The following is a 17,565-nucleotide window of genomic DNA, read 5'->3' as shown; positions in this document are numbered from 1 at the left end:
AAGAGGAGGGGCTGTCATAATAACATGACAGCCCCTCCTCTTTTTAGTGGTATTATTGGGTTTTAATTTCTTTAACTCAGTTTGTCATAATCAATTAATTCTCAAGGATTTCCTTTCTGAATATTGAAATGCTTTCTTCCAACAACTCTAAAGATTTCTACCACAAGCTCATTTTTCCTGTAGATTTCAACACCAATTCCATCTCTCGGGTTGACATCGCTATTCTATCCTCAGGGAGCATTGTTTTACAATTTGCATAGGTACTTATATTGTTCTGGTTCAGTCTTGATTTCTAAAAATCGAGCTTGAAATGGTGCTGGGTGGCGCCTTGGTGGCGTTCGTACAGAGACTGCAGCATACCGTCTTTCAAGCCCACCTGCGGCACCAGCATATTTTCTAGGTTAGCCCAGTTCATGGCCGATAGGTAGATTTCGGCGGCCGGCACAATCACATCAGCGCGGTCAGCATTGAGGAGGAGCACCTTTACCCGCTCTTCCATAGAGTAGCTGGCAATCTCCTGCACAATGGCTTCAATCTGGTCCCGGAGAATGGGTTTACCCGCCAGCTTGGCCATGTCATAAATCTTGTTGATGTTACCCCCGGTGCCAATGGCGTGGTGCACATGGTGCATGCGCGCCTTCTCGGTCACCCAGGCCTGCATGGCTTGCCAGATCTCTAAGGAGTCCTCGCCTTGCATGTGACGTATGGATCCCTGCTCAAATGACTGCGAGGCCACCTTCATACGGTTCACATATATGTTGAACTCCGTGGAGCCGCCGCCCACGTCAATGTGCAGGTAGTTGCGGTCGTCCAGCTGCTGCCTGATCACCATGTTGATGAGATCGGCCTCGGTGGTACCGTCAATGACCTGGATGTGCAGGCCCAGTTTATCATGGATCTCATCAATGATTTCCTGGGCATTGGCGGCCGTACGCATGGCAGAGGTGGCGCAGATCATAAAATCCTGCACCTCATGCACCTGCATGATGAGGGAGAGGCCGTGCAGGAGCTTCATGAACTTCTCGGCCTTGGGCCGGGTGATGATGCCCTTGGCGAAAACATCCTCCCCAAGCCGCATGGGGTACCGGATGTACTCTACCCGCTTAAAGAGGGTGTGGTCTTCAAACCGGAAGACGTTGGATATCTGGCATCTGACCGCGTTAGACCCTATATCTATGGCGGCCAGTTTTAGAAATGGTTCTGTGGCTTCTGACATATGATTGTAAACATAGGCCCAAAAGTCAAATTTTGTTACAAACTAGGCAGGGTTTTTAGCAGATTTCTTTCAAAACAGGTAAAAATCGCCTTCAGAATTTAGGTGTGGGATTGCTTTAAAGGAGGGTTCTGGGAGATGTAGTTTGGGCGCAAAATTATGCTTGTGATGCATGTAGTTTGGAAAAAATGTGATACCTTAGCATAAGAACGGTCTCCAGACAGGAAGGCCGTTCTTCTTTTTTAACCATTGTACTAACCCATTAAAAATATGGCAACAGTATCTTACTACACCCCAGAAGGATTGCAGAAGCTCAAGGAAGAGTTACATGAACTGAAGACTAAAGGCCGGGCCGATGTGGCGCGCCAGTTGGCGGAAGCCCGTGACAAAGGGGACCTGAGTGAGAACGCTGAATATGACGCGGCCAAGGATGCGCAAGGGCACCTGGAACTGAAGATATCCAAACTGGAGGAAGTATTGGGCAACGCCCGTCTTATTGACGAGTCTAACCTTGACCTTTCCAAGGCACTGATCCTTTCCAAAGTGAAGCTCAAGAACCTGAACAACAACATGGAAATGCTTTACACCCTGGTAGCAGAAGAAGAGGCTAACCTGGCGGCGGGCAAGATCTCCGTGAAGTCACCCATCGGGAAAGGATTGCTGGGCAAATCGGTAGGGGAGATTGCTGAGATCACCGTTCCGGCCGGTAAACTGCGGTTCGAGATTCTGGAGATTTCGCGCTAATCAGAAGGGCTATGGAAACCATTTTCTCTAAGATCATCCGGGGCGAAATTCCCGCCTTTAAGGTTCTGGAAGACGATCGTTTTCTGGCGTTTTTGGACGTGTTTCCCCTGGTGAAAGGCCACACGCTGGTCATCCCTAAAGAACCCGTTGACTACATCTTTGACATGGACCCAGAGGCCCTGGCTGACCTGCACAAGTTTGCCCAGAAAGTAGCCATCGGTTTGAAGAAAGCCATTCCGTGCACCAAAATAGGCGTAACCGTGATTGGGTTGGAGGTTCCGCACGCCCACGTGCACCTGGTGCCCATCAACCAGATTTCAGACATGAACTTCAGCCACCCCAAACTCAAACTTGAGGCCACAGAGATGGAGGAGATTGCCGGTAAAATCAGGCAGGCACTTAAAACTGAGGCAGGAAGCTAATTGTAGCTCCTTAAAATAATCAGCCGTTTAGAGGCTCTTTTAGGAAAAGGGGCTCTAAACGGCTGATGTGTTTTTAGGGGATAAATGAACCAGCGGCTACTTGGCCATCCGGTCGGGGTTCTCGGTGAGGAAGGCTTTCCAGGATTTGCCACCAGCTTTCTGGTTGGCGCCTTGGGAGTAATGGTGACAGAGGGCCACGGCCAGGGCATCGGTAGCATCCAGGAATTTGGGGGCCTCTTTTATCTTGAGGATCTGCAGCAGCATGGCGGCCACCTGTTCTTTGGAGGCGTTACCATTGCCGGTCACAGATTGTTTTATTTTCTTTGGGGCGTATTCCACATAAGGGATGTCGCGGGAGAGGGCGGCGGCAATGGCCACTCCTTGGGCGCGGCCCAACTTTAGCATGGACTGCACGTTAGTCCCGAAGAACGGCGCCTCAATGGCCATTTCATCAGGGAGGTATTCAGTGATCAGGCGCAGGGTGCTGTCGTAGATTTTCTTCAGCTTTACGGCATGGTTGGCGTAACTTTTAAGCTGAAGCACGCCGTACTGAAGCACCGTCACTTTGGAGCCGTTCACTTCAATGAGGCCATAGCCCATCACGTTGGTGCCCGGGTCTACGCCTAAGATTAACTTATTATTGGGAAGTACTGCGGTAGAATGAATCATGAAGTGCAAAATTACAAACAATCCGGCAAAGTGCTGGTATCACGGCGTCTTTTGGTGGGGCTGGGCAAGCTGGTTGTTTTTGGATTAACGCTTTACTACTTACGACAAGCCATTCTGGAAGCCAGTTCCCACAGTGTCTTCTCTTTCCAAACTCTCAGGCAAATCTGGGATACCAAAAGCACGGCCTTATTCCTTGCTGCCGTGCTGCTGCCAGTGAACTGGGGTGTGGAAGCCTCTAAATGGCAGTTTCTTTCCCAGAAATTCGAAAAAATCTCTTTCCTTAAAGCGTATCGGGCCGTTCTGGTGGGACTTACCTTAGGGTTTGTGACGCCCAACCGTATGGGAGACTACGCCGGTCGTATTCTTACCATGCACCGGAAAGACCGGGCCGATGCCATCGGGGCCATTCTGTTGGGGCGCTTGTGCCAGCTGTTCGCCACGGTTCTCATGGGTTCCGGGGCTATCGCTTATTTCGTGTTCAAGTACTATGTGCCGCTGGCCTCGCCGGTAGGCTTTTCTGTGTTGCTGGCGCTTTTGCTGGTGAACGGCTGGGCGCTGGCCTTGCTGTTCAGTTTCCAGTGGGCCATTGGGTTGCTGGAGCGGGGAGGTTTTCTGCGGCGCTGGGTACATTATTTCTCCGTCATCGGCACATATTCCTCCGCTGAGCTGACCAAAACCTTGCTTATTTCTGGAGCCCGATACCTGGTGTTCATGGTGCAGTTCATTTCTCTGCTATGGGCCTTTGGGGTGCATCTTTCGGTAGAGGAATACGTGTGGGGTGTTTCGGGCACGTTTCTAATGAAATCAGTGGTGCCGTCTATCAACGCCCTAGCGGATATTGGCATGCGCGAACTCTCGGCCATGCACTTTTTCGGGCTCATGGGGCAGGATCAACTCTTGGTGCTGGGTGCCAGCCTTTCTTTGTGGACCATGAACATCGCCATCCCCAGCGCGGTGGGGCTCATCTTTGTGCTGCCGCTTAAACTCTCCAATTCCCGTTGATACTGCTGGCCCTCTTCTTGGTAAGCGTGTACGCCTCGGCAATCTTGCGTGGTTGGTACGCCTGGAAGAAAATTCCGATTCCTAAGCTTTCTCCAGACACGCCTCCGGCTTTTTTCTCCGTGATCATCCCCGTCCGGAACGAGGGCCAGAACATCATCTCCCTACTGCAGGATCTGGAGCGGCAGCAATACCCCGCTTCCCATTATGAAGTCATTGTGGTGGATGATCACTCAGAAGACGCCACCCCGGAGTTGGTAAGGCAATTCCAGGGCCAGACCAGTATGTCTCTTACATTATTGTTTTTAGCCAATTTTCCGGGAAAGAGGCAGAAAAAGGCCGCCGTGGAAATAGGCATCCGGCACGCCCAAGGCGATTGGATTGCCTGCACGGATGGTGATTGCCGGCTCTCGCCGCAGTGGCTGCAGACGTTCAACCAGATCAGGCAGTCTGAAAACCCTAAGATGATCAGCGGACCGGTAATGTATGCGCCTACCCAAACCTTATGGCAACAACTGCAGGCTTTGGAGTTCTCGGCGCTGATAGGGGTAGGAGCAGCGTCTATTGCGGTGCAGAAACCCACCATGTGCAACGGCGCCAACCTGGCCTACGAGAAAGCCGCTTTTTTTGCGGTGAATGGCTTCCAGGGAAATGAACAGGTACCCTCCGGTGATGATGAGTTCCTGCTGCACAAGATCCATCAAAAGTACCCGGGACAGATTACCTTCGCGAAGGCCGGTGAAGCAGTAGTGCAGACGCCGCCGGCCGCTACGGTCAGCCAGTTTCTGCACCAGCGGGTGAGGTGGGCCAGTAAATGGAAATATTACCAATCCTGGTCTTCGCAGGTGCTGGCGGTAGTGGTGCTGGGGGCAAATATATCGGTGCTGGTGGTTTTACTCGGGGCGGTGTTTAATTACTGGCCGTGGTGGCTGGGAGGCATCGTACTTACCACAAAAATAGTCCCAGATGCCTTACTTTTGCAGCAGGTGCTAGGCTTATTTGGTAAAAAGCGGTTACTTTCGTTGCTGTGGCTGCTACAACTGGTGTACGTTCCTTACATCGTTTTAACGGCTGTTTTGGGCCTCCGGGGAAAGTACCATTGGAAAGGCCGCCAACTGAGAACCGCATGACAGACCAGGAATTCAATATCATAGATGAACTTTATTTTGTGACCTCTTTTGAGGCCTTGCAGCAGGAACTGGGGTTGCCCGAGCCTGAACTGCGCGAGGCGCTGCGGGGGCTGATCAGTATGAACTACATCAAGTGCCTTTTCCCAGATCAGGATACGGAGGTTCCCTTTGACCCAGACCATTTTGCACGGGAAGGGCACCGTTACTTTTTCCTGGCTACCAAAGAAGGTTTGCTTACCCATAATTCAAGGTAGAAAACAAATCCGGTTTTGGCCTGTTTCATTTAAACTGTACCCAAAACGAAAACAGCGCTTGCCAAATGAGCCGCCGGCAAGTGAAAACCTAAGGGGCTAAAAATGAATCTACAGTCTCTGCGTTAAGTATCTGAAGCGGGTGTTGTAACTTGCATAGGTTTTGCAAAGCAGAGAGACCGATAATGTCTAGAACAGATGTCTGAATTAAATTTTCCTACAGTTGAGCAGGAATTGAACCTGAAGAAGTTGGAACTGGCTGCCCTGTTGGAAATCACCAAGGCCATTAACAACAACCTACCCGAGGAGGCGCTGTACAAAATCTACCATTTCACTTTGCTCGCGCAGCTGAATATCCGGCGCCTTTCTCTTTTCCTGCTGGACGAGGAGTGGGAGTGTAAAGTTAGTTTCGGGACGCAGCATAATTTCAGGGAGATGGCCTTGCCCGAGGAGATCACCGACCTGCGGGAAATCACCTCTTTGGCCAAACTGGACATTGACCGCCGCTGGCACGACTTTGAGACCGTTATTCCCATCATGCACAACAACCGTATTCTGGCGTTTGTGATGATCGGGAACGTGAATGCCTACTATACCACTTTGGGCGCCTTGAGTTTTGTGCAGACGCTCAGCAACATCATTCTGGTGGCCATGGAAAACCGGCGCCTGGAGCGGCACCGCCTTACCCAGGAAGCTATGCGCAAGGAGATAGAGATTGCCCGCGAGGTGCAGAACATGCTCTTCCCTAAATCGCTGCCCAACAACCAGGATGTGGCCATCCACGCCACCTACATCCCGCATTCTTCCATCGGGGGCGACTACTATGACTTCGTGCCTATTGATAAAGACCAGTTCCTATTCTGCGTGGCCGACGTATCGGGGAAAGGGGTGCCAGCCTCGCTGCTGATGTCCAATTTCCAGGCTGGTCTGCGTACCATTCTGCGGCAAACCACCAACCTCAGTACCATCGTAAGCGAGCTGAATGACCTTATCTACCGCAATGCCATCGCCGAGAAGTTCATCACCTGCTTTCTGGCCATCTATAACCGCACCACCCGCGAGCTCAGCTACGTGAATGCCGGCCACAATGCGTCTATCCTGCTTTACGAGGACAACACCTACCGTTTGCTGGAGGAAGGCTGTACCATGCTGGGGATTTTTGACGAGCTGCCTTTTCTGCCGGTGACTACCGTGCACGTGCCACACAACTCCTTGGTGCTCTGCTACACAGATGGCCTCACCGAGGTGTTCAACCAGGAGGAAGACGAATTCGGGATTGAGAACACCATCAAAGTGCTGCAGAACTGCCGTTACGTGAGCTCCAAAAACATTCATCGGCAGCTGCTGCAGGAAGTGAACACTTACAACAGCGGTACCTCCTTTAATGATGATATCACGTTGCTTTCCTGTCGATTTAAATAACAGAAAGTGATTGGTTTAGGTGTTTGCTTGTAAGTAAAAGTTTAAACCGGGTAAGTGCAAACGCGTTGGTGTTTTAGGGTCGTTTTTTGAAAATCGGCCTGAAAACAAAAACTTACCATAAGTCTGAAAAGCAGGGGTAATTTAGCTTTTAACAACTGAAATATTCACCGGATTCCCCGGCATTCGTTTACAGTTCACCTTTCCGGAGTATAACAGAAAACTAACGCTACCACGTGCTGCGCTTCTACAGAACTCCACCCGTTTTGCCCTGGCTGTTCCCGAAAGTTTGGTGGAGGCGCCCCGTTTCTGATAAAACCATTTTCCTCACTTTTGATGACGGGCCGATTCCAGAGGTGACACCTTATGTGCTGGAGCAGCTGGCCGCTTTCAATGCCAAGGCTACTTTCTTCTGTGTAGGTGAAAACCTGGAGCGCCACCCAGAAATCGCGCAGCAAGTGATAGCGCAAGGGCACGTGCTGGCCAACCACACCCAGCAGCACGTCAAAGCCTGGAATTACACGCCGGCCGCGTATCTGGACCAAGTATTGCAGTGTCAGGCTGTTTTGGAGAAAATAGGCCCTAAACCTATCGGTAAAAAGCTGTTTCGGCCGCCGCACGGCCAACTGACCTGGCGGCATCTGCGTATGCTTGCACCAGAGTACCAGGTAGTCATGTGGAGCACGCTCACCTATGATTTTGATGCTTTGCTGGCGCCGGAGAAATGCCTGGACAAAGCCATTTCCGTCACCGGTCCGGGATCTGTGGTGGTGATGCACGACAGCCTCAAAGCCGAGCGGAATCTGCGGTTTGTTTTGCCCCGGTTGCTGCGCCACTTCTCTGGGCTGGGCTATTCTTTCAAAACATTGTAACCGATGGTTTTTCCCTTTGGGTTTTTAACCTTCTATTTCCTCCTTTTCCTGGGGCTGCTCTGGCTTTGGTGGCGTAGAAAACCCAAAGCGGTGCCTCCTTTGGGCAGTTATCCTAAGGTAAGCATCCTCATCGCGGCGCGTAACGAGGAAGAACACATTATTGCTTGCCTGGAGGCTATTGACCGGCTCCGGTACCCCAAAGACAAACTGGAGGTGCTGGTGGGTGATGACCGCTCCACTGATAGAACCCGGCAACTGGTGCTGGCTTATCAGCAGAACCATCCGTACGTTTCCTGCCACGGCATCATCCATGACATCCAGGGCACCAAAGGCAAAGCCAACGTGCTGGCGCAACTGGCCCAACTGGCCACCTCAGACATCTTCTTCATCACCGATGCCGACATTGAGGTGCCCCCGCGCTGGTTAGAGACTATGTTGCGGCATCTTACACCCAAAACGGGCATTGTCACCGGCATTACCACCACCAAAAGCAAAGGACTGTTCAATCGGTTACAAGCTCTAGACTGGCTCTACAACCTGGGCCTTATGCAGGTGGTCGCTGATAGAAATTTGCCGGTTTCCACCATGGGCAACAACATGCTGGTGACCCGCGAGGCCTATGAGGCGGTAGGAGGGTTTGAATCCATTCCCTTTTCCATCACCGAGGATGTGCAGCTCTTTAAGCAGGTGCTGGCCAAAGGCTACAAATCTGCCAACGTCTATGACCCCGAGGTGCTGGCCATTTCCCAGCCTGCCCCCAATGTCCTTTCTCTGCTGCAGCAGCGCCGCCGCTGGATGCGCGGATCAGTGCACCTGCCCTGGTACATGCTGCTGTTGTTCGTGATCCACTCTTCTTTTTACCCCGTGTGGCTGCCCTTGTTCACCCATACTTCCATAGGTGTTTGGGTCCTGGTTTTTTTAACGAAAGTGCTGCTGCAAAGTCTGTTCGTAGATAGGTGCGTGACCTATATCGGCCGGAACATTAAATGGACGTATCTGCTCCTCCTGGAGATTTACCTGCTCCTGACCACCGTGGTGCTGTTGGTTCTCTTCTTTTTGCCATTCAAAATCAGGTGGAAGGGCAGGTTATATTAAGCAATACGGCGCTTAGAATTGTTTAACTTTGGCGTTTTAGCCCTAGTTTCCTGAAAACAGGACTAAATTAGTTGAAGAAGATTATTTTCCATGACGTATATAGATTCCCATGCGCATGTATTCTCCCCTGAGTTCGCCCAGGACCGGGAAGAGATGCTACAGCGCGCCCAGGAGGCCCATGTGTCCGAGGTGTACATGCCCAACATAGACCTGGCCTCCATTGAGACCATGCTCCAGATAGAGGAGCGACACCCCTGGTGCCATTCTTTGATGGGCCTGCACCCTTGCCACGTATTCCAGGATTTCCGTGAGGTGCTGACTCAGATGGAAACCTGGTTTGAGAAACGTTCTTTCAAGGGAATAGGGGAGGCCGGCCTTGATTATTATTGGGACAAAACCTTTGTGCCGGAGCAGAAAGAAGCCTTACGCATTCAGTGCGGATGGGCCAAAAAGTACCAGATTCCCATTATTCTGCACACCCGCGATGCTTTCCAGGATACGCTTGAGATCATAAGGGAACAACAGGATGGTACCCTGAAAGGAATTTTTCATTGTTTCTCCGGTACGGTGGAAGAGGCGGAAGCTGCAGTTGACCAGAATTTTATGTTGGGCATTGGCGGCGTAAGTACTTTTAAGAACGGCGGACTTGAACCGGTTTTAAGGGCAATTGATCTAAAACACTTAGTATTGGAAACAGACAGTCCGTATCTTGCACCCGTACCCAAACGTGGCAAAAGAAACGAGCCCTCTTACCTTCCTTTTGTGGCGCACCGGGTTTCAGAAATCAAGTCCATGACCCTAGACGAGGTAGCGGCGGGCACTACGGCCAACGCGCAACGCCTCTTTGCCAGATAGTATGAAGTTTTTAAAGGTAAATATCAATACGGCGGCTCCTCGTGATCCAGAGGCTTCCATTTTGCTTATTTACACCGGTGGTACCATAGGTATGGTCTCTGACAAAGATGACCAGCATTTAGTCCCTTTTGATTTCAGCGAAGTGATTCACCGGGTGCCCGAGATGCGTCAGTTCAAGGTGATGCTCACGGTCCTCAGCCTGGATCCACCCATTGATTCCTCCAATATTGAGGTGGAGCACTGGATCAAGTTGGCGCAGATCATCCAGGTGAATTACCAGGACTATGACGGCTTCGTGATCCTGCACGGCACAGATACCATGGCTTACAGCGCCTCTGCAATGAGTTTTCTGCTGGAAAACCTAAGCAAACCGGTCATCTTCACGGGTGCCCAGGTTCCCATTGGGCGGATGCGTACCGATGCCCGCCGTAACTTGATCACTGCCCTGGAAATCGCATCGGCTCAGCGTTCCGGTAAACCGGTGGTGCCGGAAGTATCCATCTTTTTCAATACCCTTTTGCTGCGTGGCAACCGGTCTACTAAAGTAGAAAGCCGGCACTTCAACGCCTTCCATTCTGGTAAATACCCGCAATTGGCCAAGGCTGGCATTGACATTGAATTTAACAGATCAGTGATTCTGCCGCCCCCGGCAGAACCGCTCAAGGTTTACCAGGAGCTGGAAAGCCGAGTGGCGGTCTTAAAGTTATTTCCTGGTCTCAATAAAGCGCTGGTAGAGGCAATCCTGAAATCAGAGGGGTTGCAAGGGTTGGTGTTGGAGACTTTCGGGGCCGGCAATGCGCCTACGTATCCCTGGTTCCTCAAACTTTTGCGCGAGGCCGTAGACCGCGGAATCACCATTCTGAATGTGTCGCAGTGCGAGGAAGGGGAGGTGCACCAGGGGCAATACGAGACAAGCTTCTACCTGAAAGAAATGGGGGTAATTAGTGGCTCAGATATGAGTACCGAAGCTGCCGTTACAAAACTCATGTTCGTGTTGGCCCAGGATATTTCCCAGCAGGAGAAAGCCTGCATGCTTGCCCAAAACCTGCGTGGCGAAATGACCTGCCGCATATAATGTAAAAATTGAATGCTTAAGGTTTGCAATTACCGTTGCTTCTGCCTTTCTTTGCATTCCGAAATTTGAAGATCACGGAGAGGTGTCAGAGTGGTCGAACGAGCACGCCTGGAAAGTGTGTATACTGGTAACGGTATCGAGGGTTCGAATCCCTCCCTCTCCGCTGAAAAATTGCAAAAGCCCTGTAAGTAATAACTTACAGGGCTTTTAGTTTTAGTTCAGACATATATCTGGCACTTCTGGACCCAGTCAGGTGCTTGTATCTCTTTATTAGAACATAACAACCTCACGGCTGGCTAGTCTTAGCTCTTCAAAGAAAGTAGTACCTCTTGGAGGACGACATTGGTGTTCAGCTTCTTTTTACCACAGTTATAATTAAAAACGCCTGCCAGACATTCTCTTCCAGGCGTTTTCTTTTTACTGCGTACGCATACACGTACAACCTTTGCTTCCCTGCTTCATTTCTTCCATTATAAAGCCATGTCATAGGGTGCGCAATTTTCTACGCATCTTCCATTTTGACGCAACATAGGGCTATGCCCCGGTAGCTTTTTTCTGGTCGGCAGGAGTGTGTTCCCCAATAAAACGCGACTTAGGACTTTCACCAAGTACCAATTGGAGTTAACCCCTGCCTTTGCAGTGCCAATAGAAAGATCCCTAAAAATGAGTCTGATCCAACAGATACACCTCGGAGATGGTTGCTACCCTGTCGCTAGGCTTACCGTTGGCCCGAGACGATCCGCTCCGCCGTTGTCTCCCGCTCCATTTCGGCCAGGTCAGTCAGGATGCCTAGCACCATCATAGTGACGTGGTCCTTCCTCCTGCGTTTGTCCAGCGAGCGCAGGTTTCGGTTTACCACGTGGGTGCAGACCCCGTGCTCCGCCAGTTCCAGGATGAGGCTCCGCACATCCATGGCGTCCCTGCCCAAACGGAACAGTACCTACGTGACCACAGTTTGATCTAGAAATGCCTGTAAGGTAACAGCTTACAGGCATTTCTTATTACGTACATATATACGTACACTATTTGATTTCTGACAATCTTTCCCTCTGCAGTAATTAGTTGCTCTACCCCAATAAAAAGAAAACTCTATAATCGGCTCTAAGCGATACAGCGGGAGAAAGCTGCTAGGTTCTTGCCACCATAACTTTTCATTATAGTATAAATATGTTTCACACTATATTGTCATAATATGATCAAAAACCATATCTTTCAATCTGATTCGACCTACCACCTTAATACAAGGTTATTATCCTGACTTACAAACTGTTGATCTGTAAATTCAACGCTCTCCTATGAAGAAAATTTTACTTTCAGCCGCCGTTTGTTTAGCCTTTTATAGCCAGTCTAACGCACAGGGCTGTGTGGCCATCAGGAGTAACGGAATGATGTCTTGCACTATGGAACATCCCAGAAAAGAAGCAGAGTCCAAGTGGCAGCTAAACGTTGCTCACCGTTACTTCAAGTCGTTCCGGCACTTCAAAGGTGATGAGGAACAGAAGGAGCGCCTAGAGCAGAACACTGAAGTCATCAACTGGCAGCACAGTTTAGACGTTTCCTTGATTCGTCACTTTAACACCAGGTGGTCCATGAGCGTTGGCCTCCCGTTATTGGCCAACGAGCGGTCATCGCTTTATGAGCATGGAAGAACTGAAAGGCACAACACCAACTCGGCAGGCATTGGCGACGCGAGAGTTACAGCTTACAGATGGATGCTTGACCCTCAGAAAGCTTCAAAAGGCAACCTGCAACTAGGCCTGGGTGTGAAGCTACCAACAGGCAACTACAACTATAAAGACACTTTTTACAACGTAGGTCGGGACGGAGGTGAAGAAGTACGGCCTGTTGACCAGTCGATACAACTAGGGGATGGCGGTGTAGGCGCTATCACGGAGGTAAACGGATACTACTTGCTGGGCAGTAACTTCAGCGCCTATGGCAATGTGTATTACCTCTTCAACCCGAGAGGCGAGAACGGAACGCGCACCTTCCGCGAAACACTTTCTCCTTTGCGTGCTAACGAGGCCATTACTAGTGTACCTGATCAATATATGGTAAGGTTAGGGGTGAGCCACAGTTTCACAGGAAAGCTTCATGGAGTGGTCGCCTCTGTCGGCGCCAGAATGGAAGGCGTCCCAGTGGAAGATGTCTTCGGCAGCAGCAAAGGTTTCCGCCGTCCAGGCTACGTGCAGTCCGTTGAGCCGGGCGTAAGCTACCAAATCAACAAACTCAATTTCTTTGCAACCGTACCTGTTGCCTTTAAGCGGGACCGTCTGCAAAGCGTGACGGACAAGGAAGTTACTACCCAAACTGGCAACTACACGCATGGCGACGCAGCTTTCTCTGATTATGCCGTCAATGTCGGCTTCTCCCTTAAATTATAAGTTATTAGCCAACAGTTGCAGTTCATCTGCACCAGGCAAAAAGGCTCCCCAAGATGGGGTACCTTCCTTGTTCTGGTAGGGATATCAAAGCCAATAGAGGTTCCCACCCGGCCTATAAATGGTTCTAATGTTAAGAGAAAGAGCAAGTAACCTGGAAAAAAATCGGGAAGAGGGGTATACGTACTGGGGCTTGTATTCAAAGGGTTAGGGTATGTTAGCCTGATGGAAACCTTCTGGGTCTGACAGTGCGGGTTTGTTTTCGTCAGGTATGGTTTTTTTTCCTATCCGCAGACAAGTCGAAGATAAAGGCATTGGCTATGAGAGCATGAAACTTAGTATATCTCTCAAGCAAAAGCCGTAATGTTAAATCAGGTCCCCTCGTGATTCTAGTTAACAGAAGTGCAGATAAGGGTGACATGGATTTAATGGTTTGAATCCAACTGTTTTGTGGCTAAATTAGCTAAAGATCTGCTGCGGAATCATGCACAGCCCAGATCCGAGGCGGAGGGATTCTCCGGCGGGACTTACCCTTGGGCGATTGGCCAAACTCCTCCTTTTGCCTGATAATTGGCTTAACCTGCCACTCTCACCTTCAGATCAGCCTAATTAGAAATGGGACCAATCTTACCCGGCGCAGATGTGGCATGTCTGAAGCGGCGTCTGTAGTTTCCAGGGAATAAGGCCGCTACCTGTGCCTTTTGTTTAACTGACGTAGTTTAAACCCTCCATGAAACCTTAAAGCAAACCTAATGGGAATCACACTAGAACAAGCAGAAAGGGTCGTCCAAGCAGCCTTGGAGAAGTCCAGGGAACTGAACCTGAAAATGAACGTCGCGGTGGTAGACGCAGGGGCCAACCTGACAGCATTCGCCCGCATGGATGGGGCCTGGCTGGGTTCCATAGACATCGCCATCCGCAAGGCCAGGACGGCCCGCCTCTTTGACATGCCCACCGGTAACCTGGGCCAGGCCTCGCAGCCCAACGGCCCCCTCTACAACATAGAGCACTCTAATGGCGGGCTCATTACCTTCCCGGGCGGACTCCCGATCCTGGGTAGCAACGGTGAGGTCATCGGCGCCATCGGGGTGTCCGGCAGCACGGTGGAGAACGACCATACGGTGGCCCAGGCGGGGATAAATGCCATGGCCTAGCTACCGGTAAGGGTCAGTACCGGGTAGCTAGGCACCAAGGTGTGTTACTTCGTTGTTGGGCTGTTGAGCTGCTCTCCCAGCTTCTCATACTCCTCGTCATTTGGCTCCCATAGCTCCACCTTGTTCCCCTCCGCATCGAGAATATGCACGAACTTGCCGTAATCGTAGGTCTCAATCTGGTCCACTATCATGACGCCGGCTTTCTTCAGTTCCTCCAATAAGGCCTCCAAATCAGCCACTCGGTAGTTTACCATGAAATCGTTGGCGGAAGGCTCAAAGTACTTCGTCGTCTCCTTGAAGGGGCTCCAGGTCGTGAACCCCTTCTTGGTACTGTCCGCGCCCTGGCGCCACTCAAAGACCGCCCCGTATTGGCTGGTGTTCAGGCCAAGATGCTCCTGGTACCACTCCCTCATTTTTTCGGGGTCTTTGCATTTAAAGAAGATACCGCCGATACCTGTTACTTTTTTCATTGTTTCCTGCTGGTTAGGTTGGTTTTAGATCAATGCCATGCATGCGTAGCCCGAACAGAAGGAGGACGCAAGGGCTGAAGTTAACAAGATTGCCCTTTTCATCTACCTGGGGATAAAGAATCATCTTAGATAGTCTCATTCCGGTTCTAAGCGGCTAACTGAAAAGGAGATATTGGTTTAATTTCGCTCAAATCACCCGCTTCAACTCTATCTCTTTCACAGGGTTGATAATGAGCGGCACCTTCTCCACCTTCACGGAGCTGGTGTCCAGCCCGAACCACTTGTCCTCAGAGGCAGTCAGATCCTTGATGTTGTAGTGTGCCCGCATGACCAGGTTCTCCTGCCAAGGCAGATCATTTTCCGGAGACAGGTATTTCTCCAGCACCACGAACCGGAAGTCGCCCACCGCTTTCTGCTTGCTCAGCGACTCGTAGCGGCTCGTGATGTCCACCTCTTTGTTCTCCACCAGGTTCTCCACCACCTTCCGGAAATAGAGGTTGATACGCTGCTCCACCCTGAAGCCGAGCCGGAAGTCTACCTTAATCACGTCATTGGGGACGATGTGGTGGACCTTGTACTCCATGGTGTAGGGCTCATCGGTGGTGTAGACGTGCAGAAACCAGTAGATGTCTGCCCGCTTGGGCCGCTTCTGGAAGATGGAGTAGATGACCTTGGACTCGATGTAGTTCCTCCGCTCGGCCCCGGTCATGTAGATCAGGTGCGTGGCGTACTTGGGGATGGATTGGTCCTCGCTCAGTTCTTTGAGGGCGTCCACGTACCGGTCAAGGGGCACCTCGTCGGTGAGCCGCCGTTTGATGAAGAAGGCCCGCAACCAAATATACATCACCGTCACCAGGGCCATGCAGATGGCCACCGACACCCAGCCGCCGTGTGGGAACTTGATGAGATTGGCCACCAGGAAAGAGCCCTCGATGGTCAGGTAGACTGCCAGGAAAAGCCCGATGAGGACCTTGGATACCTTTCTGAGCTTCAGGTAATAGACCATGAGGACGGTGGTGGCCAGCATGGTCACCGTGATGGCCAGCCCGTAGGCGGCCTCCATGTTCTCAGACTCCCGGAAGTAGAGCACCACGGCCACGCAGCCTGCCCAGAGCAGCAGGTTGACGCTGGGCACATAGAGCTGCCCTTTCACCACGGTGGGGTAGCGAAGGCGTACCCGGGGCCAGAGGTTGAGGCGGATCGCCTCCCCGATAAGGGTGAAGGAACCCGTGATCAGGGCCTGACTGGCGATGATGGCGGCCAGGGTGGCAATCCCGATCCCGGTGAGCAAAAACCAATCGGGCATTAGTCCATAGAAAGGATTGACCTTGTCTGAGACGGATTCCCCTGCGTGCTGCATAAGCCAGGCCGCCTGGCCGAAGTAGTTGAGCAGCAGGCATAGCTTGACAAAGAGCCAGCTGACGCGGATGTTGTCCCGGCCGCAGTGGCCCAGGTCTGAGTATAGGGCCTCGGCCCCGGTGGTGCAGAGGAACACACCGCCTAGCAGCCAGAAACCGCCTGGGTACTCCGCCAGAAGCCGGTAAGCGTAAAGGGGGTTGGCGGCCTGCAGCACCTCCGGGTGAGAGAAGATGCTGTGCATTCCCAGCACAGCCAGCATGGCGAACCAGATGAACATGACCGGGCCAAAGGCTTTGCCCACGATCTGGGTGCCAAAACTCTGAGCGACGAAAAGGAGCGTGATGATGGTGATCACGATAGGCACCGTAGGGATGTCGGGGTTGATGATCCGGAGCCCCTCAATGGCGGAGGAAACCGAGATGGGCGGGGTGATCACGCCGTCCGCCAGCAGGGCGCTGCCCCCGATGATGGCCGGGATAATAAGCCATTTGGCCCGGCGACGTACCAAAGTGTACAAAGAGAAGATGCCTCCCTCCCCATTGTTATCGGCCTGTAGGGTCAGGAGTACATACTTGACCGAGGTTTGCAGGGTAATCGTCCAAAAGACGCAGGAAACGCCCCCGTAGACCAGGTCCTGGTTAATGATGTTGCCTCCGCTCAGGATGATGGCTTTCATTACGTAAAGGGGAGAGGTGCCGATATCGCCGTAGATGATACCGAGGGCGATGAGCAGCCCCCCAACTGAAAGCCGATTGTGTGCATATGAATGGGTCGAATTGATCTCCATTTGTTTCTAAATAGGTGAACCTTGAATCCTGCGCAATGTAACTGAAAATCCTGTAATTGGTATCGTGTGACAGGCTCGAAGGCATTACACAGCAGATTCAGAAAGACAGCCAGGGAGGAACTGACAAAGGCGAACAAGTTCACCGGCAGGTCTTCTGCGGGAAAATTGGGTCTCTACCATTTGCCAGAAATCATCCCACATTAACCTGAGCAGCGCGTTGCCCCAGACATAAAAGCCTAGGAGATAAGTAGTGGGTCCTGAAGCCGTGGATAATGCGCGCGGAGACAATTATCTTTTCCTAGGGGAAATCTGTGCTTAGGTGGGAAGGATTACTATGACAAGGATAAATCAGACAGGGGAGAGACTAACAATAAAAACGCTCTGGGTCTGACCGGGTAGGTATGTTATCGTTTAGTCAGCTTCTTCGGGTGAGTTCAAAAGTGCAGAAAGTGCAAGAAGTGCAACTCCTCTTAAGTGTTGTTTAAAGGTGCATTCCCAGGAAATTGTTAGCCATACACTTTATAATTTGGTACATGTCAACCAACTTTTACAATGAAATTGGAGGCACTTCTGTGGTGTGCTTCAATTCTGACCTTTTCCAGACTTGAAGCGAAAGTAACGGCAGAACCTGATCAACCATGCAGTAAACGCGATATCTGAAGCAAGTTTT

17 protein-coding genes and 1 tRNA gene are annotated in these 17,565 nt (G+C 51.2%); 13 read left to right on the top strand and 5 right to left on the bottom strand.

The genetic code is table 11. The features are described from left to right. Positions 1–292: 292 nt before the first annotated feature. A complete protein-coding gene (locus J3P35_RS13710) occupies positions 293–1,216 on the bottom strand; it encodes a Ppx/GppA phosphatase family protein (protein WP_210465146.1) in 924 nt (307 codons plus the stop codon). A gap of 267 nt (positions 1,217–1,483) precedes the next feature. On the opposite strand from J3P35_RS13710, the gene greA reads away from it, so the two are divergent. Both greA and J3P35_RS13700 read left to right on the top strand, forming a co-directional pair. Continuing rightward, the gene (gene greA / locus J3P35_RS13705; protein ID WP_210465145.1) at positions 1,484–1,957 is read left to right on the top strand and encodes a transcription elongation factor GreA; all 474 of its coding nucleotides are present in this window, start codon (positions 1,484–1,486) and stop codon (positions 1,955–1,957) included. Positions 1,958–1,968: 11 nt separating this feature from the next. Next, complete coding sequence (locus J3P35_RS13700) at positions 1,969–2,379, top strand: HIT family protein (protein ID WP_210465144.1); 411 nt, start codon at positions 1,969–1,971, stop codon at positions 2,377–2,379. Positions 2,380–2,475: 96 nt separating this feature from the next. On the opposite strand, the gene ruvC is transcribed toward J3P35_RS13700, so the two are convergent. Beyond that, on the bottom strand, positions 2,476–3,048 hold the full coding sequence (gene ruvC, locus J3P35_RS13695) for a crossover junction endodeoxyribonuclease RuvC (protein ID WP_210465143.1): 573 nt from the start codon (positions 3,046–3,048) through the stop codon (positions 2,476–2,478). A 3-nt stretch (positions 3,049–3,051) separates the two neighbouring features. Here ruvC and J3P35_RS13690 point away from each other — a divergent pair, with 3 nt between their 5' ends. The 9 genes from J3P35_RS13690 (at position 3,052) to J3P35_RS13650 (ending at position 10,907) form a co-directional block, all read left to right on the top strand. Next, positions 3,052–4,050, top strand: coding sequence for a lysylphosphatidylglycerol synthase domain-containing protein (locus tag J3P35_RS13690; RefSeq protein ID WP_317195386.1), 999 nt, complete (start codon positions 3,052–3,054; stop codon positions 4,048–4,050). After that, positions 4,047–5,177 (top strand): glycosyltransferase, encoded by a 1,131-nt coding sequence (locus J3P35_RS13685; RefSeq protein ID WP_210465141.1) that lies wholly within the window; start codon positions 4,047–4,049, stop codon positions 5,175–5,177. The genes J3P35_RS13690 and J3P35_RS13685 overlap by 4 nt, the downstream gene beginning before the upstream one ends. Then, positions 5,174–5,431: a hypothetical protein gene (locus J3P35_RS13680; protein ID WP_210465140.1), complete on the top strand. Its 258-nt coding sequence runs from the start codon at positions 5,174–5,176 to the stop codon at positions 5,429–5,431. The genes J3P35_RS13685 and J3P35_RS13680 overlap by 4 nt, the downstream gene beginning before the upstream one ends. A gap of 195 nt (positions 5,432–5,626) precedes the next feature. Then, the gene (locus tag J3P35_RS13675; RefSeq protein ID WP_210465139.1) at positions 5,627–6,850 is read left to right on the top strand and encodes a PP2C family protein-serine/threonine phosphatase; all 1,224 of its coding nucleotides are present in this window, start codon (positions 5,627–5,629) and stop codon (positions 6,848–6,850) included. Positions 6,851–7,083: 233 nt separating this feature from the next. Beyond that, positions 7,084–7,719: a polysaccharide deacetylase family protein gene (locus tag J3P35_RS13670; protein ID WP_210465138.1), complete on the top strand. Its 636-nt coding sequence runs from the start codon at positions 7,084–7,086 to the stop codon at positions 7,717–7,719. Positions 7,720–7,722: 3 nt separating this feature from the next. Further along, on the top strand, positions 7,723–8,814 hold the full coding sequence (locus J3P35_RS13665) for a glycosyltransferase (RefSeq protein ID WP_210465137.1): 1,092 nt from the start codon (positions 7,723–7,725) through the stop codon (positions 8,812–8,814). Positions 8,815–8,904: 90 nt separating this feature from the next. Next, positions 8,905–9,669, top strand: coding sequence for a TatD family hydrolase (locus J3P35_RS13660; protein WP_210465136.1), 765 nt, complete (start codon positions 8,905–8,907; stop codon positions 9,667–9,669). Between the two features lies 1 nt (position 9,670). Beyond that, positions 9,671–10,744 (top strand): asparaginase, encoded by a 1,074-nt coding sequence (locus J3P35_RS13655; RefSeq protein ID WP_210465135.1) that lies wholly within the window; start codon positions 9,671–9,673, stop codon positions 10,742–10,744. Positions 10,745–10,820: 76 nt separating this feature from the next. Further along, positions 10,821–10,907, top strand: a tRNA-Ser gene (locus J3P35_RS13650). A 555-nt stretch (positions 10,908–11,462) separates the two neighbouring features. Here J3P35_RS13650 and J3P35_RS13645 read toward each other — a convergent pair. Beyond that, positions 11,463–11,672 carry a recombinase family protein gene (locus J3P35_RS13645; RefSeq protein WP_262897562.1) on the bottom strand — a complete coding sequence of 70 codons (210 nt, stop codon included), beginning with the start codon at positions 11,670–11,672 and terminating at the stop codon, positions 11,463–11,465. Between the two features lie 367 nt (positions 11,673–12,039). Here J3P35_RS13645 and J3P35_RS13640 point away from each other — a divergent pair, with 367 nt between their 5' ends. Together J3P35_RS13640 and J3P35_RS13635 are read left to right on the top strand one after the other, a co-directional pair. Next, positions 12,040–13,128, top strand: coding sequence for a transporter family protein (locus J3P35_RS13640; protein ID WP_210465133.1), 1,089 nt, complete (start codon positions 12,040–12,042; stop codon positions 13,126–13,128). Positions 13,129–13,877: 749 nt separating this feature from the next. After that, positions 13,878–14,279: a GlcG/HbpS family heme-binding protein gene (locus J3P35_RS13635; protein WP_210465132.1), complete on the top strand. Its 402-nt coding sequence runs from the start codon at positions 13,878–13,880 to the stop codon at positions 14,277–14,279. A 44-nt stretch (positions 14,280–14,323) separates the two neighbouring features. On the opposite strand, the gene J3P35_RS13630 is transcribed toward J3P35_RS13635, so the two are convergent. Continuing rightward, positions 14,324–14,749: a VOC family protein gene (locus tag J3P35_RS13630; protein ID WP_210465131.1), complete on the bottom strand. Its 426-nt coding sequence runs from the start codon at positions 14,747–14,749 to the stop codon at positions 14,324–14,326. Between the two features lie 187 nt (positions 14,750–14,936). Beyond that, a complete protein-coding gene (locus J3P35_RS13625; RefSeq protein ID WP_210465130.1) occupies positions 14,937–16,895 on the bottom strand; it encodes a KUP/HAK/KT family potassium transporter in 1,959 nt (652 codons plus the stop codon). Positions 16,896–17,565: the final 670 nt, after the last annotated feature.

It is taken from the genome of Rufibacter roseolus, from assembly GCF_017916365.1.
Taxonomy (GTDB): Bacteria; Bacteroidota; Bacteroidia; order Cytophagales; family Hymenobacteraceae; genus Nibribacter; species Nibribacter roseolus.
The sequence above is the reverse complement of the archived record's forward strand: the minus strand, read 5'-3'. Positions and strand labels throughout refer to the sequence as shown.

Coding starts and splice junctions, on each gene's coding strand:
- J3P35_RS13710 (WP_210465146.1), bottom strand. CDS start 1,216: ATGTCAGAAGCCACAGAACCATTTCTAAAACTGGCCGCCATAGATATA.
- greA (WP_210465145.1), top strand. CDS start 1,484: ATGGCAACAGTATCTTACTACACCCCAGAAGGATTGCAGAAGCTCAAG.
- J3P35_RS13700 (WP_210465144.1), top strand. CDS start 1,969: ATGGAAACCATTTTCTCTAAGATCATCCGGGGCGAAATTCCCGCCTTT.
- ruvC (WP_210465143.1), bottom strand. CDS start 3,048: ATGATTCATTCTACCGCAGTACTTCCCAATAATAAGTTAATCTTAGGC.
- J3P35_RS13680 (WP_210465140.1), top strand. CDS start 5,174: ATGACAGACCAGGAATTCAATATCATAGATGAACTTTATTTTGTGACC.
- J3P35_RS13675 (WP_210465139.1), top strand. CDS start 5,627: ATGTCTGAATTAAATTTTCCTACAGTTGAGCAGGAATTGAACCTGAAG.
- J3P35_RS13665 (WP_210465137.1), top strand. CDS start 7,723: ATGGTTTTTCCCTTTGGGTTTTTAACCTTCTATTTCCTCCTTTTCCTG.
- J3P35_RS13660 (WP_210465136.1), top strand. CDS start 8,905: ATGACGTATATAGATTCCCATGCGCATGTATTCTCCCCTGAGTTCGCC.
- J3P35_RS13655 (WP_210465135.1), top strand. CDS start 9,671: ATGAAGTTTTTAAAGGTAAATATCAATACGGCGGCTCCTCGTGATCCA.
- J3P35_RS13640 (WP_210465133.1), top strand. CDS start 12,040: ATGAAGAAAATTTTACTTTCAGCCGCCGTTTGTTTAGCCTTTTATAGC.
- J3P35_RS13635 (WP_210465132.1), top strand. CDS start 13,878: ATGGGAATCACACTAGAACAAGCAGAAAGGGTCGTCCAAGCAGCCTTG.
- J3P35_RS13630 (WP_210465131.1), bottom strand. CDS start 14,749: ATGAAAAAAGTAACAGGTATCGGCGGTATCTTCTTTAAATGCAAAGAC.
- J3P35_RS13625 (WP_210465130.1), bottom strand. CDS start 16,895: ATGGAGATCAATTCGACCCATTCATATGCACACAATCGGCTTTCAGTT.